Genomic DNA, 17,215 nt, shown 5'->3' on the forward strand with positions numbered 1-17,215 from the left:
TCAAAAATAAATGAATCCATATCTTTGCGGTATGGATTCTTCTTTTCCCACCCGTAAGATTATTCATGTCGATATGGATGCATTTTATGCTTCTGTGGAACAGCATGACAATCCCTCACTTAAAGGGAAGCCTATTGCTGTAGGAGGAGAGCACCGGGGTGTAGTTGCAGCAGCAAGTTATGAGGCAAGAAAATACGGAGTCCGTTCTGCAATGCCCAGCAAAACAGCTAAAGAAAAATGCCCTCATATTATTTTTGTGCCTCCACGCTTTGCACGTTACAAAGAAATATCACGACAGATCCGCGAAATATTCCATGAATATACCGATCTGGTAGAACCTTTGTCACTGGACGAAGCATATCTTGATGTCACTGAAAATAAAAAAGATATAGAATCTGCCAATCAGATTGCCAGAGAGATCCGCCAGAAAATATTTGAGCAAACGGGACTGACAGCTTCTGCAGGAATTTCTGTAAATAAATTTCTTGCAAAAGTAGCCTCTGACATCAATAAACCGAACGGCCAGAAAACCATTCATCCCGATAGAATTGAAGATTTTCTTGAGAAACTTCCGGTTGAAAAATTTTACGGTGTAGGTAAAGTAACCGCCAACAAAATGTTCAGCCTGGGAATTTACAAAGGAAAAGATTTAAAGAAAAAAACTCTGGAAGAATTGGTAAGGCTTTTTGGAAAATCCGGAACGTACTATTACAATGCAGTACGTGGCATTCACCATTCTGAGGTAAAGCCACACCGGATCCAGAAAAGTGTTGCCGTGGAGAGAACTTTTTTTGAGGATCTTTTTGATGACCAATCGATTAATGAAAAACTGGAACATCTAAGCCAGGAACTTCACCAGAGACTGCAAAAGAATAATATTCTGGGAAGAGCCTTAACTTTAAAGATCAAGTATAAAGATTTCTCGCTTTTTACAAGAAGCTTTACAAAAGAAGAGTATTTCACTTCTCCTGAACAGTATTTCAGCACCGGGAAAAAACTTTGGGAACTAAGGCCGTTTGATAAGCCTGTAAGATTGCTGGGGTTATCTCTCTCCCACCTCAACACCGAGGAAAAAAAACAGGTTTCTATTCAACTAAAAATTCCGTTTGAAGAATTTGAGAATTAACAGGTAAAAAAATTTCACTACCTTGTAATAACCAAATTACAGCCTATGAACCCGACAATGATTCAATTTTTCCACTGGTACTCGGAAGGGAATGGAAAATTATGGAAAGAAGCAGAAAAGCAGGCCGCATATCTGGCGAAGTTAGGAATTACTTCAGTATGGTTTCCCCCTGCCTATAAAGGAACAAACGGAGGCTATTCTGTAGGATATGATGCTTATGACCTGTATGATCTCGGAGAGTTTGACCAGAAAGGAAGCACACCAACCAAATATGGCACCCGGAATGATTATATCAAAGCTATTAAAGCTTTAAAAAAACAAAATATAGAGGTAATTGTAGATATTGTATTGGGGCATAAAGCCGGCGGAGACGAACTGGAAAAATTTAAAGCCGTAAAGGTAGATGAAAACAACAGGGAAAAGGTTATTTCCGAAGTTATTGAGATAGAATCTTACACTAAATTCACATTTCCCGGAAGAAATAAAAAATATTCTGATTTTGAATGGAACTTCACTTGTTTCAGTGGTGTGGATTATGCCGAAGGTATGGATTCCCATATCTTTAAAATACAGTCTGAATACGGAAACGACTGGGAAGAGATGATTGACGATGAGAAAGGGAATTACGATTACCTGATGTACAACGACATCGAGCACCGGAATCCTTTTGTGCGTGAGGAGCTCAACGGCTGGGCAGAATGGTATTTCAACCTGACCGATTTTGACGGAGTAAGACTGGATGCTTTAAAACATATTTCATTTGATTTTTATAAGGAATGGCTGACCATGCTCCGCTCCAATTCCGGAAAAAACATTTTTGCAGTCGGAGAATACTGGGCCCCGGGACAGCTAAATCTTCTGCAGAAATATATTGAGGTAACAGAAGGATGCATGAGCCTTTTTGACAGCTCGCTGCAGAATAATTTCCATACTGCATCTAGTGAAGGCAGCTCCTATGATCTCCGCAGGATTTTTGACCAAACTCTTACCGAGGCAGATCCTATGCACTCTGTAAGCCTTGTGGATAATCATGACACACAGCCTCTTCAGGATCTTGAAGCTCCGGTACAATCATGGTTCAAGCCGATAGCTTATGCGTTAATTCTGCTTCGCGAGAATGGATATCCCTGTGTTTTTTATCCCGATCTTTATGGCGCCCATTACGTTGATACTGGCAGAGATGGTAATAGCCATGAGATTTTCCTGCCGAAAGTGGATGGTATAGAAGAGCTTCTGGTAGCAAGAAAGGAACATGCGTACGGAACACAGAAGGATTATTTTGAAGATACCAACTGTCTGGGCTGGACACGTGAAGGTGATGGTGAACATTCCGGATGTGCCGTAGTTCTCAGCAATAAAGATGCCTACAGCAAACCTATGGAAATGGGAAAACAGTATGCAGGCAAAAGTTTCAAAGATTTACTTAAAAGATCTGAGGAAACGGTAATCATTGATGAAAATGGATGGGGAGATTTCCCGGTTCCTGCAGGAAATGTAAGTGTATGGGTCTCTGAGTAGGCTTTGCAATATATATAAAAGGCATACATAACCTACAGTCATGTATGCCTTATTAGTTTTACTGACAAAATAATTAGCAGTAGATATACCGGCAATTCTGTATATTAATGGCCCATTCGCAGCAATAGCCATCCTCGTTGGAGGTACAGCATACACCGTTCCGGATGATCCCTTCTCCTTTTAGATTCTTAAGTTCCCTTCTGTCAAGTTTTCGTACGTTAGCAAAAAGTTTTGTTTTCATAATTAATAGATTTTTTGGTTTGGTTAGCCTAATATACTTAAAACATCATAATATGCCAAATACGAATTACCAAAAGACTATCTATTTCATAAGCTAAATACTCCATTGCACGTTCCTTCCAATTACTTAAAATTTAATTTCCTGATTTTTAAGATTTCCGGCCTTTCCGAATCGTCAGAAATATGACTGCTTCTTGCAAATTCTGCCCAGAGCGCTCTGAGTTTTTTGCCATTCTCGTCAATGTACTTCCATGGAATATCTTTTACCATTTCAGAGGATTTCCAAGCCTGTTCATTTCCGAAAATCAGCGGAAGATCAATACAGTGCGGAGCCCCGATAGGGCTGTTTTCTGGTCTGGAATGAATTCTAAATAAATAAACGTTCCCCCCTGCCTTTGCATAGTTTTCCGCAAAGACCTTTGCCGGAGTCCCATAAATAAGTTCAGTCGTCTTTTCAACGGCTTTATCCAAAACCCTCAATCCAAAACCTTTCCCGAAATATTTATTTAAAGCATCGGAAGTTTTAAGGTAAAATGCGGTTTCATCATTATTCAGACCAATCAGAACATCGTACTTCCGTGCGTTTGCCTTCCATTTCTCTATAGATTCCTCTTCTTTGCATAAGGGCGGAAATCCATACTGAATACCGAAAGGCATAGCGGCCTTCAAGCCATATTTAATGACGGACGGCACATGTTTCTTGTATTCATCCATCATTTTAAAAACATCTGTTTCGTATTTCAGTCCTTCGGTTTTCTTTAGAAATTCGGCGGACATTTTTTGTCTTTTATAACGTAATCCCAATGGGGCGCTCTGAATAATCACTCTTTGAAACAGGCCCTCTACCCCTTCGGAAATCATAAGATGTGCAATAGCATCACCACCTGAAGATTGACCTAAAAGAGTAATATTTTCAGGATCCCCTCCAAATTCTGAAATGTAGGCATTGATCCATTTTAATGCTTCTATGATATCGAACAGCCCCAAATTAGGCAGCCTTTCATCACCTCCCAGAAATCCGAAAAGCCCGAGTCTGTAGGAAACGGTAACAACAATAATCTGCTGCTCCCGCACCCAGTCACTGGGGTCAGAGGTAGGAAGATCACCACATCCGATTTCATGGGAACCTCCATGGATCCAGACTACAACAGGCAGCTTTTCACTATCTGTAATGCTGCCGGGACGGAAGACTGAAAGATACTGTGTAGATTCATCAGGAGCAAAGTTTTCAATATGAGTAGGGCCAATCATTTTTTCTACTAACGGACTAATGGCCTGCGGACAAACGGGAGTCTTATCCGGGAAAATAATTTCTGAAGGTGAAGGCTGCTCTGCAACAGGTTTTTGAAATCTTTGAGAACGGGCATACCGGATGCTTCTGGCTCTGATAACACCGTTGTTCTTTAATGCAATAACTTTCCCGAAAGAAGTCTGAAAAATGTGGGTTGTGGTCTGCTCAACGGTCATTTTAAAAACTTTGAAAAATTTTATCCTATTAAAATTAATTCAGTTTTTTGAAATGAGAAAACTTTCCATTGATTTTAACGTTAAAAAACGCCGACTTATACAGTTAATCTATAAAATAGTTTAAAAAGGGTACTAATTCTAAACGCTAATTTCCACAAACAATTCAAAGTAAAAAAATGTAATGAAATATTAGTGTTACTTGTGTTTAAAATGATCAGTTCAATGTTTTGTATTCACTGGGAGAAACACCAACTTTAGCTTTGAACAGTCTTGTAAAATGCTGTGGATATTTAAATCCAAGATCATAAGAAATCTCACTGATTGATTTTGATGGATTCAGTATCTGTTCTTTGGCTACATCGATCAGTTTATTATGGATAAATTCCTGCGCGGAAACCCCCAATTCTTTTTTGATCAGGTCACCGAAGTAATTAGCAGATAGGTTCAGCTTTTCTGCAAAGTAATTAACCATCGGGAAGCCAATATTTTTAGGATTATCCGATTTAAAATAATCATCCACCAGATTTTCAAATTTCCCGATAACGCCCTGATTGACATGGTCTCTTGTGATAAACTGACGATCATAGAACCGCATACAGTAATTTAAAAACAACTCAATATTGTTAACGATTAACGATTTGCTGTGCTTATCGATAGACTGTTCGAGCTCAAGTTTTATATTTTTAAAACATTCAAGAACAATTTCCCTTTCTTTTTCTGAAAGATGCAGAGCTTCGTGCACGTCATAGGAAAAGAAGCTATAATCTGTGATATTCTTGCCAAGATTGGTTCCTTTGATAAGGTCCGGGTGAAACAGCAATGCATATCCGCCCGGCTGTATAGATTTCCCATCGTTTGTAACTCCGCTCACCTGCCCCGGAGCAATAAAAACCAGCGTACCTTCCTGATAGTCGTAGCTGTGCTTTCCGTAATGCATGTCGCCACAGATTACATCTTTCAGAAAAACGGTGTAAAAAGTATAGGTTCTTTTGTACTGGCATATAGGATCGGATTTTGCAAAATCTACCACACTTACCAGCGGATGCAGCGTTTCATGATTTACCATTTTATTGTAATCTGAAATACTGTTTACTTTTTCAACTTCCTGATCTTCCATTGACTATCTTTTTTAAGCTTATTCAAAATTACCACTTTCCTGCGGACCTTTTTATGGTGTCTGTAAAATTGGTAAGTATTCCGGTAATCTGTATAAGTTATGTTTACTTAAAAGTGTCGACTTTTGTACTGTTATGGAAACATTTAATACAAATATCTTCCCGAAAGGAGAAAAAGCGCCGGAAGCTTATTTTTCTGGAGGAACCGCATGGGTCCAGATTTTAAAACCTAATGTAGATGATCTGAACTGCCAGATCGGAAATGTTATTTTTGAACCCGGATGCAGAAATAACTGGCATTCTCACGGTGGCGGCCAGATTTTAATTGTAACTTCAGGAACAGGTTTTTATCAGGAGAAAGGAAAGCCTGCACAGGTTTTACATCCTGGAGATGTAGTCAATATTCTTCCTGGTATTATCCACTGGCATGGTGCGTCTGCAGACAGTGAGTTCACGCATATTGCCATCAATCCCAATACTCAAAACGGTATTGTGGATTGGCTGGAACCTGTAAGTGACAACGAATACAATAATTTATAACTGAACTTAATATAACTTAAATTAAATAAACCAATGAGTACAATCACAGTAAAAGCCTATGGGGCCGAGTCTACTACGGCAGACCTGAAAGAAATGACTATTGAGAGAAGGGAAACAACACCTAAAGATGTAGAGATTGAAATTCTATACTGCGGGGTTTGTCATTCTGATCTTCATACGGCAAGAAACGACTGGGGCGGATCTTTGTATCCTGTAGTTCCGGGACATGAAATTGTCGGAAGAATTACTAATGTGGGAAGTGAAGTTTCTAAATTTAAAGTAGGCGACCTGGCTGCTGTGGGATGCATGGTAGATTCATGTGGACACTGCAACAGCTGTAAAGAAGATCTGGAGCAATACTGTTTAAATGGATTCACAGGAACCTATAACGGAAAAGACAAACATTTGGGGGGCCATACTTTTGGCGGATATTCTCAGAAAGTAGTGGTAGACGAACATTTTGTTTTAAGCGTACCTGAAAATTTGGACCTGGCTGCCGTAGCACCCCTTTTATGTGCAGGTATTACCACCTGGTCTCCATTGAGACACTGGAATGTTGGACCGAACTCTAAAGTGGCGGTTGTTGGATTAGGCGGACTAGGACATATGGCCATTAAATTAGCAAAAGGATTAGGTGCAGAAGTGACTTTATTCTCAAGAACTCCGGGAAAAACAGATGATGCCAAGCAGCTGGGAGCTGATCATGTTGTAATTTCTACTGATGATTCACAGATGGATACAGTAAAAGGAAAGTTTGATCTGATTATCGATACGGTTCCTTATGAGCACGATATCAATCCTTATATGCAAACGCTTACTCTGAACGGGACTTTGGTTCTTGTAGGATTTGTAGGTGAATTTCAGGAAACTGAAATGAGTACAAGACCTATGATCTTCCAACGCCGTTCTGTTGCAGGTTCATTAATCGGTGGTATAGCTGAAACTCAGGAATTACTGGATTTCTGTGGAAAACATAATATTGTATCAGATATTGAGCTGATCAAAATTCAGGATATCAATCAGGCATATGAAAGAATGATCAAAAGTGATGTGAAATACCGTTTCGTTATTGATATGAAGTCTTTGTCATAATTTCAAGATTCAAAATAAAAAAAGACTCTTCTTCGCTGAAGGGTCTTTTTTATTGATGTTTAATATGCTTTTTTCATATCCTGAAAAGCCCAGTCTGCCATTGCATCGATAACAGGAGCCAGCTTGAGGCCTGCTTTACTGAGTTCATATGTGACATGCGGAGGAACCACAGGCTTTGCTGTTCTGATAACCAGTCCATCAGCTTCTAATTGCTTCAGATGCTGAATCAGCATTTTTTCTGTCACCTCAGGAATGGCCCTTTTTAACTCGCTGTATCTCTTCTCTCCCGTTGAAAGATTGAATAGAATAATAGGTTTCCAAAAACCGCCTATCTTTTCCATTACATACATTACAGGGCACTGGTCCAAGATATTTTTCCTGTTCTGCTGGATGGTAGAACTTTCTTTAATTGCTGTCATGATACATACTTTAGGGTAAGTACTTGTATAAAAGTAAGTACAAATATAACTTTGTATAAAGAAATAAACAACATTTAATATGAAAATTATTGTAACAGGTTCTTTAGGGAACACCGCAAAACCGTTAGCACAGCAATTAATTGCAGAAGGACACGACGTTACTGTAATCAGTAGCAGCGAAGCAAAGAAAAGTGAAATTGAATCTTTAGGAGCGAAAGCTGCTATCGGCTCTATTACTGATGTCAATTTTTTAGTTAAAACATTTGAAGGTGCTGATGCCGTATTTGCAATGACTCCTCCGATTATAGGTGAGACGAATATTGTCGAAAATACTGTGAATGCAGGAAAAAATTATGCTGAAGCCATTGCCAGAACAGGAGTAAAAAGACTTGTCATGCTAAGCAGCGTGGGAGCTGATTCTCCGGTTGAAAATGGTCCCATTAAAGGACTTCACCATATTGAAAAACTATACAACGAGCTGGAAAATACTTCTGTTACTTTGCTAAGAGCAGGTTATTTCTACATTAATTTCTTCAATGATATTCCATTGATTAAAAATGCAGGGATTATCGGCGGAAATTATCCTGGAAATATAGATATTCCATTGGTGCATCCCACTGATATTGCTAAGGCTGCAGCTGAAGAACTGGTAAAAAATACAGCAGGAAAAAATATCCGTTATGTGGTAAGCGATTCGCGACCGCCTGCAGATTTTGCAAAGGTTTTAGGAGCCGCTGTTGGGAATACGGAATTACCCTGGGTAGAATTTACAGATGAGCAGTCTTTTGAAGGAATGGTGCAGGCAGGTCTTCCAAAGGAAATGGCTGAGCTTTATGTTGAAATGGGAAAAGGAATGAGAACCGGTGTTGTTCAGAAGGATTTTACTGAACAGGGATCTCCGGTTAATGGCTCAGTAAAACTTGAGGATTTTGCCCGTGAATTTGCTGATCAATTTTAAGTTTGATTTTTTCTGAGACTAAAAAAATATGTAAACAGTTTCGGCGCACCTGCGGTGCGCCGAAACTGTTATTTTAAATCAAATCCTGAATGATTTGTATAGTAAAGCTCAACTTATTTCTTCTCCTTCAGAGTTTTCTTTAAAACCTTCAGTTTCCCATCAATAGGCTGATTTGTTTTCAATCCTAAGATTTCAGTGACTAAAGGATAAACATTAATATTGGCAAATTCATTGATTACCAGATTATTTTTAAATTCAGGTCCCCAGGCATAGAATGTTGCCTTCATTTCAGGAACAATTTTCGGATTATAGCCGTGCTTTCCTACGGATGTTTTCTTTCCTTTTTCTAAGAATATTTTTGGAGCTTTTGGAATCAGAAGAATCTGTCCTATCCTGTCATATTTGTCATCTTTGGTCGAAAAGTGAAGATATTTGGGCAGTTTTTTGTCCAGATATACTTCATAATCATCTGTTTTGTTTGCTTTAAGTTCTTTATAAACGGCTTTAACCTCATCAGGATTTTTGACATATACTCTGAGTAAAGTCTGGGAATTGTAAAAATCGAATCTGTTTTTATCAAGAAGCATAACCGGAATTTCCAATGGAGTTCCGCCATCCACTTTTATCATTCCATGATCGGAAACAAAAATAAAGTTGACATTATTAAGTCCAAGGTTATTAACTTTCTGAACAAGCTCACCAATTGCACCGTCAATTAAATGAACAGCATTTTCTGTTTCCTGGCTATCCGGTCCGTAATGATGGCCGCTTCCGTCAACTTCCGGGAAATACAGAGATATAAAATGTGGTCTTTTCTCTTCAGGGAGCTTCAGCCAGTTCACGACCTTATCTACTTTTTCGGAAGGCTTAAATTTTTCATGATATGGATAATAATAGGAAGGTCTCATTCCTCCTGCATCGCTTGCAGAGCCAACCCACATAAGGGATGCAGAAACCATTCCCTGCTTTTCAGCCAATGCCCAAAGCGGGGTTCCTCCATACCAGCTTCCGTCTTCAGCATTCTTCTTATTGCTCATTGCATAAGGCTCTTTTCTTTTGTAATCATAAAAGAAATTATCGATCAGCCCATGATGGGAAGGATAAAGTCCTGTGATCAGGCTCCAGTGATTGGGAAACGTAATGCTTGGATAGCTTGGGATCATTGCATCGGCCTGGACCCCATTAGCGGCTAGCTTCAGAAGATTTTCGGCATTATATTTTTTAGCGTAATCATACCTAAAACCATCGGCAGAGATCATGATCACATAAGGTTTTGTCTGGGCTTCAGCACTGTTGGCACGGCCGGAAATAACTACCTGGGCCGTATCCATATGTGTTTCCTGAGCACAAATAGCTAAAGAAAAAAACAGTAACAAAATTTGTATTCCTCGCTTCATTATTAAAATTTTTGGCAAAGTTACGGCCTATACTGCTCCCGGAAAAGTTTATAAGATTAAAAGTATATTAAAACAGATTAAAATTTTAAATATCCCTCTTCATTTCAAACTGGGACACCCAATTTTTAAGTCCGGCTGCATGTAGAAAGACAGAAGTATTTTCAGAAGTATCATCTACATTGTTTACAGAGATGGCCTGTCCTCCATTCATCTTCTCTATTGTGCTCAAAAGCTTTGTACCGATCCCCTGTCTTCTTGAATATTGATCAACAGCAATCTGATAAACTTTCTTAACGGCAGGATTGTAAATGACATATCCTTTAAGCTGCTCATCTTTGTACGCTCCTAAAATTGTACAGCTTTGACGAATATTCTCAAGTACTTTTATTGAGCTTTGCCATGACGGCTGTATATCCCAGAAAGACTGCAATTTTTCCCACTGTAAGTTTTCAATCTCTTTTATCGAAATATTGATATCCTTTTCTTCAAGATTAATAATTCCGTTAAAACACAACAGCTTCCGTACGATTTTGAAGCCTAAATTTTCGTACGCTCTGATAGCAGAATTATTACCTTCGATTACTTCCAGGGTTAGCACATCGGTTTTTATTTCTTTGAGTGTGGGAATAATATAATCATACATTTTTCTTACCAACCCCTGGCCTCTGTATTCAGGGATGATGCCGGTTCCTCCATTATATGCTATGTGCTTTCCATTTTCCTTTTTTTCAGCATTAAGGATAAATCCTACCAGCTTTCCTGATTCGAATGTTCCTACAGACAGATTCATATCAATTTTATCCGCTATAATTTTCAATTCAAGCTGTTCCAATGATAGGTGAAAGGGAACAATATAATCTGAAAAGGCTCTGTTAAAAACAGATAAAAGCTCATCTGTCGTCATATTCTTTAAATTTCTGATCTCCATAGCTTATTTTTTATCCGAAAACCATCAAAGGTATAAAAACGTTCAGTTCTATATAGAAATAAGGCATACAATTTTTAATGCAGGTTAATAGAAAATGCCTCCGGTATCAGAGGCATTTTGATGAGTTATTTTTATAAATGATTATTCTTTAATCAGTTTTTCATAAGAAAGGTTTCCATCTTTCAGAGTGATCTCAAGATAATAAATACCAGGCTTCAGATCTCTGACATTAATGCTTTCTCCTTCAGGTTTTACAGATCTTACTTTTCTTCCTGCTGATTCATAAATATCAATAGATTTTATTTTATCTACATTTTTGATACTTACGGTTTCTTTTGCAGGATTTGGATAAAGAACAGTCTTTTTACTTTCCGATGCATTAACATCATTTACGCCTAATACTGTGTTAAAAGAAACTGCAGTAGTACCACAACTATCTGCACCATGATAACCAACAGTAAGACTGCCTAATCTTCTTGCATAAGCAATATTCAATGGACTGTTTGGTGGAAAATTAAATACATAATCATTAGCATCACCAGTATTTAAAGCTCTTGTTCCTATTACGGTCCGCACTCCTGATACTACTGTATTAGATGTTACTGTCCAGTTTTGAGTTGCATCTGTTGCAGGTGCTGTAAAACTTCCAGTAAAATTTCTATCAGTAAAATTTGTACCATCAAAAAGAATAACATCTCTGCCTGCATCAGACATACCTGTAGCATTAAACGCCAAGCCAAGCCAACTTGTTGATGGGCCTATAAGTGTAACCGTAACCAACGTGCTTGTTACATCTATTTTAGCAGAATATGTTAAATCTGTTCCTCCATTAGAAAAGAGAGATACAGTTCCTGTTGAATATGTTTGACTTTTTATATTAGAAAAGGCAAAAAATCCAATTAGTAATAATGTAATTTTAAGTTTCATATGATCAATTTTTTAGTAGGTTAATAATATCCTGGTTTTTTGAAAATAAAGCGTATTCAAAAATAGTTTTCCCCTGTTTATCAGATAATGTTTTATTGGCTTTGTTCTTTAGTAACAGCTCTACTATTTCCTTGTTCTGGGACTGAACAGCGTAGATCAGCGGAGTTATTCCATTGGTATCCGCAATGTTCGGGTCAGCCTTATTTTCCAGCAATTTTTGGGTAAGGTTCTTATCTCCTTTAAAGACAGAAGCCGTTAAGGCCGTTCCTTCCCCGCTTGCATAGTTTATGTTTTTAACGTGGGTAATCAAAAATTCTGCAACAGGGGTATTTCCCCGGTAACATGCTAAAATAAGTGTTGAAAAACCATTTTCATTGGTCTTGTTGATGATATCCGGATCCTGTTTAATAAGCTCCTTCACTTCAGCTACCGTTCCGCTTCTGGCAATATCAAATATTGATTTTACTTTTTCCTGGGCAGACAGTGCAGAAAAGCTCAGGAAAATACTTATGATGAAGATAATATTTTTCATTATTTTGTCATTACATAATTGTATTCTACATTGACATTTTCAGCGATCTTTTTAGTTACTACTTTTGGGATAGTCACCTTGTGATCAGCAGGTTTTGCCACAAAGCTTCCCTGCATATAGATCTTCCCGTCTTTGCTGTAAATGGTAGCAGCAGAAGAAACAGCCTTATCTACACCATGAAAATTCAGGGTTCCCTGAACGGTATACTTTTGTGGCGAGGCTGTAAGTTTTGTTTTATCAAAATTCAAAATCTTTCCTTTGAAGGTTGCCTTAGGATATTTTGCTGTTTCAGCATAATTTTCATTAAAATGCTCTTCCATTAGTTTGGTTTTAAAATGAAAGTTTTTCACGGCAGAAACTGAAGCTATTTCCCCGTTATCTGTATTGATGACAACAATATTGTTATCATCTTTAGCATATACGTCTTCGAACAGCGGCACGGATGCCTCAAAGGTTACACTGCCTGTTTTGGAACTGTACTTCTGGGCTGAAGCAAAACCTGTAAAAAACAGGACACTAGTTATTACTATTAATCTTTTCATATCGGATATTTTAATTTTCAGCAAGCCCGTCGGCTTTCCATTTTATAAAGGTGTTAATCTGAGTCTGAGATAAAGATCCGCCCTGCGGCATTTTTCCCGGATCTCCGTTGGGTCTCTGTATCCTGTCTAAAATGCCATCAATATTATTTTTTACATCTGTATAGGTTGTAAAAGGCTTAAAACTTCCTGCAGAATGGCATCCGATGCAGTTATTATCAACAATTGATTTTACGTCAGAGTTATATTTTACAGTCACTGTAATTGGGGTATTATCCGAAATCTCCTCATAGGTCCTGCTGTCACAAGCAATAAACAGGGCAGCTGATGATAATAAGTATAGTATCTTTTTCATCTTAAAAAACTCTGTAAAGGTTAAACCCAAAGAAAATCTGTCCTTTCCCCCATTTTCCTACTGCATTGGAAAGATATCCTATATCTGAATTGATTTGGGAATTGGTAAATAAAAGCTGGAATACATGTCCCCCGGTTTCTATATCCATCCCCAATGAGAGAGGATTTTTATAGAAGCTGTGATCATCGAAATTCACAAAATATTCTGCATTAATAGAAATTCTTTTAGAAATTTTATAGCGGCCGCCTAATCCGGCCAAAAACTGGTTTTTATCTTCAATAGCGGGATCATAAAGATTTTTATGAATATATGACGGAGTCAGTTGTAAAGAAAATTTATCATTGAATCTTCTTGAGATCAAAGCCTGCGTAAGATAGGAAAGCCTGTCACTGAATCTGAGATGGGGATAATTGTCTTTATCCAGGTCTGTATTTAAAGCCATTACATTATAGCCTACGATCTCTGCCGGAAAACTTTCAGTCTGCTTTACAAGCTTGTATTTTACAGCGCCTTCGAATGTTTTCATGTTTGTCTCCCTGGAAAGACTGACTGAAATATCGTCTGTAACACCGTAAATAACCCCTAGTTTGGTAGAAGCATCGTCCAGACCGAAAAAATTTTTAAATCCTGTACTGATGTCTCCGAAACGGTGAGCCACCACAATGTACCATTCATTTTTGGCAGAGAGTTTTGTGGATTGTCCTGTGACGATCTGCAGGGCTTTAAAAGCTGGCTGTGAAGTTGATGTGGTTGTTTTGAGAGTGTCAATATCTTTTAGCAGATCTTCCTGTGCTGAGACAAGACCTGAGGCCAATACCGACAAAAATAAGAGAGTTTTTGTCATATACAATTTGAATTAAATTATGATATGACAAACTTATTGAGTTATCGATCTAAAAGTGTGTGATAAAAGTCACCATAAAAATTGTTTTTATCAATGATAAAAACAATTTAATTAAAATATCATATATTAGACAGGTCTAACATTTTCATTAACAAGGATTTTGATTCCTTCCTTAGTCTGAAGAATTTCACCTTCGTTTTCAATCTTTTTAAGAACCCTGCTTATAACTTCTCTGGAGGTACCTAAATTGTTGGCTATTTCACGGTGTGTAATTTTTAAAGGACTGTTTCCTGTGGCTGAAATCTGCTGGCGAATATAGTTCAGAACTCTTTTATCAAGTCTGTGAAATACAGCATCATTTACCATATTCATGACGTCTGAGAAACGTTTATCATATTCATGATAAAATACCTTGTTGATTTCCGGAAAACGGATCAGCCAACTGTGTATAACAGATACAGGAATGAGAATAACTTCAGATTCTTCTTCTGCAACAGCATATACCCTGCTGGTATAATCTGTAAAAATGGACGAAAAAGTCATCAGGCAGCTATCATTGGGTCTTATATAGTAATAGATCAGTTCTCTGCCATCATTGAGGGTAAAGACTTTTATAGAACCTTTAATGAGAAAAGGAACGTATTTATTTTTTTGCCCTTCCCTGATAACTTCTGTTTTTGATTTTATTTCAGTAATAATCGCATTTGCATGCATTTCATTTAAAAAATCATCTCCTAAAAATCCAAATTTATTGAGAATAAATTGATTATTTATCATATCTGTTATATCATATCTAAAAACAAATTTAGAAAAATATAAATATAAGAATGAATAAAATTATTTTAACAATTGATTATTTTAAAAAAACTGCTTCACTTTTGTGAAACAGTCTTTTGTAAAATTTATATTGAGTTTTGAAATAGTGATACAATCATTATTTAGCTTCAGATGCACAGACCATCAGAAATCATACACCTATAAAAAGTAAAAAACATTGATCTGCATCGGGATTTTTCAGAACTAGTCACTATAATCTGTATTTTAAATTCAAGCCATAAAAGAAATACGATTTGTTTGGACCAGGATTAAGATCCGTGGCGAGTCCTTTTGGGTAACCATTACCTGTATCCGAATCATTAATACTGTTTCCTAAGAACAGGAATGTATAATTGATTTGATTGGTTAAGTTATTTCCCATTATATAAGCATCCACATCAAATTTTCCAAAAGTTTTTTTATAACCTAATTTAGAATTAAGTAAGCCAAAACCTTTTACGAGATTGGTATTTGCAAAATCTGTGTATACATTGCCCAGGTAATTATAAGTATTTACGAGATAAAAGCCAGGTTTTGTATATAAATCCAAACCGACAGCATATTTATTTCTAGGAACCCCGACAACAGTTTTATGATCGTAAGTTTGTTCACCGCCCAATAACCTTGTTTTAAAATCTTTATATTTTGCATCGTAATAAGAAAGATTTACAAAGGGAGCGATTCTGTTAAGGAATGAGTTATCATTTTTATACAGGTAACCAATACTTACTTCCAGACCACTATTTTTCTGACTTCCTGTGTTTGCCCAATAGGTCTGGTTATTAGAATTAGGTATCGTCAGCTGAGTTAATTTATTAGAATAATCTATTCTGAACAAAGAAACCTGATAATCCAGCTTGGTATCTAATAAAAGTCCGTGTACACTGAAATCTACCATTTTAGCACGTTCTGCCTGCAGATCATTATTAGCGGTATTCGTATAATTTATAAAAGATGAACTTGCAGTAGGGGCATTGTATCCTTCACTATAGCTTAGGTTAAAAATCTGATGTTTCCATTCTTTTTGTAAAGCAAAATGCGGAGTATAAGCCGTCTCATATTGTTTTCCGAAAGACTGATCTTTTTTTCCTGCAATTAATCCGGGAAGCGCATACAAATCTTTTCTGTCATAATTAGTTTTATTCGCGCTTACTCCTGCAAGTAATGTTAAGCCCCAAGGTTTGTATGTTAAATAATCTATTGCAAAATAAGTGGCCTGATTATTATTGTATTTAAAATAAGTGGCTCCGGATATTCCCGTAGTTTCCAGCGGATTTGTAATCGAGCCTGTAAAACGGTAGCTTGATGCAGTAGACATTGAATTCTGAATTTCTGCCCCAAAATCCAGCCTGTTCTCGAAGTCTTTGAATTCATTTTTTAGGGTAAATGTGGAACGCAATCCTACATTTGGTGCGCTTGATACTCCGTAAGCTCCTGCAGAAATACTTTCTGTATTTCCATTATAGTAAAATATCGTCGTGTAATTTCTAAGGTTTGGAAGAATATTAACAGAGTTGCTAAGCCCCACTCTGGTAGATTTTATTTTTGTTCCTGAATTTTTACGAATATAGGCAGGGTTTCCGTTATCGATTCCTGCATAATAATCGTCATAAGAAATCTGTCCCGACGTGTGCTCGTAAGAATAGGCCTGGCTTCCAAAAAAACTTAACTGATCATTTTTTCCAAGCTTTACTGTTCCGTTTACGTTAAAAAAGTTTTTTAACCCACTTCCGTTCGGTCTGTAACCATCAGTTTCAAGATGACCGTAAGCTGCATTAACCGAATAGTTTTCATCAGCAACATTCAGCTGAGTACGGGACTGAAATGTTTTAAAAGCACCTACCAAAACATTTTCGGAAACTGTAATGCCTTTTGTAAAATCAGGACGTGTATAAAACCGAACCACTCCGCCTACTCCGCCACCATACATTGTTGCTGCAGGACCTTTGATAACCTCAACATTATTGACGTACGCAAAATCCAAATCATCCAAAATGGTAATTCCTTCAGCATTTGTTAATGGCATATTATTCCAATAAGCTTTAACCCCCCAGTTGTTAAACTTCTGATCGTTTCCATACCCACGAACAACTAATCTCTGACCTCCAAAATTAGTCCGTTTATCAACTTGTAATCCGGACATTGTAGATAATGTCTGTTCAATTGCAGCAGGATTGTTCCTGTTTAATTCTTCTTCCGAAAGTGTTTCTACAGATTGTCCATGTCTTTTAAATTCTGCACGTTCCTGTTTTATTTTTTTTCTTCCCTGGATAGCAACTTCTTCTATATTACTTCCTGATGATTGTTGGGCATTTGCAATTACACAGCTAAGCAAAGCTGCAATGCATATATATTTTTTCATTGATTAAAAATTAATTATTTGTCGTTTAAATGTTTTTATA

Annotated in this window: 18 protein-coding genes; 5 read left to right on the forward strand and 13 right to left on the reverse strand. The window is 37.3% G+C overall.

What is annotated here, in order from left to right:
• Positions 1-31 precede the first annotated feature (31 nt).
• Together dinB and DRF61_RS06680 are read left to right on the forward strand one after the other, a co-directional pair.
• Positions 32-1,126 carry a DNA polymerase IV gene (dinB, locus tag DRF61_RS06675; RefSeq protein WP_111955323.1) on the forward strand — a complete coding sequence of 365 codons (1,095 nt, stop codon included), beginning with the start codon at positions 32-34 and terminating at the stop codon, positions 1,124-1,126.
• A 45-nt stretch (positions 1,127-1,171) separates the two neighbouring features.
• Complete coding sequence (locus tag DRF61_RS06680; protein ID WP_111955325.1) at positions 1,172-2,644, forward strand: alpha-amylase; 1,473 nt, start codon at positions 1,172-1,174, stop codon at positions 2,642-2,644.
• A gap of 73 nt (positions 2,645-2,717) precedes the next feature.
• On the opposite strand, the gene DRF61_RS22595 is transcribed toward DRF61_RS06680, so the two are convergent.
• From DRF61_RS22595 to DRF61_RS06690, 3 genes are all read right to left on the reverse strand, one after another.
• Entirely contained in the window at positions 2,718-2,885 is a 168-nt protein-coding gene (locus tag DRF61_RS22595) for a hypothetical protein (RefSeq protein ID WP_157963368.1), read from the reverse strand.
• Positions 2,886-3,007: 122 nt separating this feature from the next.
• Positions 3,008-4,351 carry a carboxylesterase family protein gene (locus DRF61_RS06685; protein ID WP_111955327.1) on the reverse strand — a complete coding sequence of 448 codons (1,344 nt, stop codon included), beginning with the start codon at positions 4,349-4,351 and terminating at the stop codon, positions 3,008-3,010.
• Positions 4,352-4,565: 214 nt separating this feature from the next.
• The gene (locus DRF61_RS06690; protein WP_111955329.1) at positions 4,566-5,468 is read right to left on the reverse strand and encodes a helix-turn-helix domain-containing protein; all 903 of its coding nucleotides are present in this window, start codon (positions 5,466-5,468) and stop codon (positions 4,566-4,568) included.
• A gap of 133 nt (positions 5,469-5,601) precedes the next feature.
• Here DRF61_RS06690 and DRF61_RS06695 point away from each other — a divergent pair, with 133 nt between their 5' ends.
• Both DRF61_RS06695 and DRF61_RS06700 read left to right on the forward strand, forming a co-directional pair.
• Complete coding sequence (locus tag DRF61_RS06695) at positions 5,602-6,006, forward strand: cupin domain-containing protein (protein ID WP_111955331.1); 405 nt, start codon at positions 5,602-5,604, stop codon at positions 6,004-6,006.
• A gap of 33 nt (positions 6,007-6,039) precedes the next feature.
• Positions 6,040-7,098 (forward strand): NAD(P)-dependent alcohol dehydrogenase, encoded by a 1,059-nt coding sequence (locus DRF61_RS06700; protein WP_111955333.1) that lies wholly within the window; start codon positions 6,040-6,042, stop codon positions 7,096-7,098.
• A gap of 59 nt (positions 7,099-7,157) precedes the next feature.
• On the opposite strand, the gene DRF61_RS06705 is transcribed toward DRF61_RS06700, so the two are convergent.
• Positions 7,158-7,517 carry a winged helix-turn-helix transcriptional regulator gene (locus DRF61_RS06705; RefSeq protein WP_111955335.1) on the reverse strand — a complete coding sequence of 120 codons (360 nt, stop codon included), beginning with the start codon at positions 7,515-7,517 and terminating at the stop codon, positions 7,158-7,160.
• A gap of 79 nt (positions 7,518-7,596) precedes the next feature.
• Between DRF61_RS06705 and DRF61_RS06710 the strand changes: the two genes are divergently transcribed.
• Complete coding sequence (locus DRF61_RS06710; RefSeq protein ID WP_111955337.1) at positions 7,597-8,475, forward strand: NAD(P)H-binding protein; 879 nt, start codon at positions 7,597-7,599, stop codon at positions 8,473-8,475.
• 113 nt (positions 8,476-8,588) lie between these two features.
• Here the strand turns inward: DRF61_RS06710 and DRF61_RS06715 are convergent, their stop codons facing one another.
• The 9 genes from DRF61_RS06715 to DRF61_RS06755 all read right to left on the reverse strand — a co-directional run bounded on the left by DRF61_RS06715 (position 8,589) and on the right by DRF61_RS06755 (position 17,175).
• Positions 8,589-9,872, reverse strand: a complete 1,284-nt coding sequence (locus tag DRF61_RS06715) for an alkaline phosphatase family protein (RefSeq protein ID WP_111955339.1) — start codon at positions 9,870-9,872, stop codon at positions 8,589-8,591.
• Positions 9,873-9,957: 85 nt separating this feature from the next.
• Positions 9,958-10,800, reverse strand: a complete 843-nt coding sequence (locus DRF61_RS06720) for a GNAT family N-acetyltransferase (RefSeq protein ID WP_111955341.1) — start codon at positions 10,798-10,800, stop codon at positions 9,958-9,960.
• Positions 10,801-10,941: 141 nt separating this feature from the next.
• On the reverse strand, positions 10,942-11,727 hold the full coding sequence (locus DRF61_RS06725) for a T9SS type A sorting domain-containing protein (protein WP_111955343.1): 786 nt from the start codon (positions 11,725-11,727) through the stop codon (positions 10,942-10,944).
• A 4-nt stretch (positions 11,728-11,731) separates the two neighbouring features.
• Positions 11,732-12,259, reverse strand: a complete 528-nt coding sequence (locus DRF61_RS06730) for an ankyrin repeat domain-containing protein (protein ID WP_111955345.1) — start codon at positions 12,257-12,259, stop codon at positions 11,732-11,734.
• On the reverse strand, positions 12,259-12,801 hold the full coding sequence (locus DRF61_RS06735) for a YceI family protein (RefSeq protein ID WP_111955646.1): 543 nt from the start codon (positions 12,799-12,801) through the stop codon (positions 12,259-12,261). The genes DRF61_RS06730 and DRF61_RS06735 overlap by 1 nt, the downstream gene beginning before the upstream one ends.
• 10 nt (positions 12,802-12,811) lie before the next feature.
• Positions 12,812-13,153: a c-type cytochrome gene (locus DRF61_RS06740; protein WP_167409407.1), complete on the reverse strand. Its 342-nt coding sequence runs from the start codon at positions 13,151-13,153 to the stop codon at positions 12,812-12,814.
• A gap of 1 nt (position 13,154) precedes the next feature.
• A complete protein-coding gene (locus DRF61_RS06745) occupies positions 13,155-13,997 on the reverse strand; it encodes a DUF5777 family beta-barrel protein (RefSeq protein WP_111955349.1) in 843 nt (280 codons plus the stop codon).
• 126 nt (positions 13,998-14,123) lie between these two features.
• Positions 14,124-14,774, reverse strand: coding sequence for a Crp/Fnr family transcriptional regulator (locus DRF61_RS06750; RefSeq protein ID WP_111955351.1), 651 nt, complete (start codon positions 14,772-14,774; stop codon positions 14,124-14,126).
• A gap of 250 nt (positions 14,775-15,024) precedes the next feature.
• A complete protein-coding gene (locus tag DRF61_RS06755; protein ID WP_111955353.1) occupies positions 15,025-17,175 on the reverse strand; it encodes a TonB-dependent receptor in 2,151 nt (716 codons plus the stop codon).
• Positions 17,176-17,215 lie beyond the last annotated feature (40 nt).

This window comes from Chryseobacterium lathyri (assembly GCF_003290185.1).
Lineage (GTDB): Bacteria > Bacteroidota > Bacteroidia > Flavobacteriales > Weeksellaceae > Chryseobacterium > Chryseobacterium lathyri.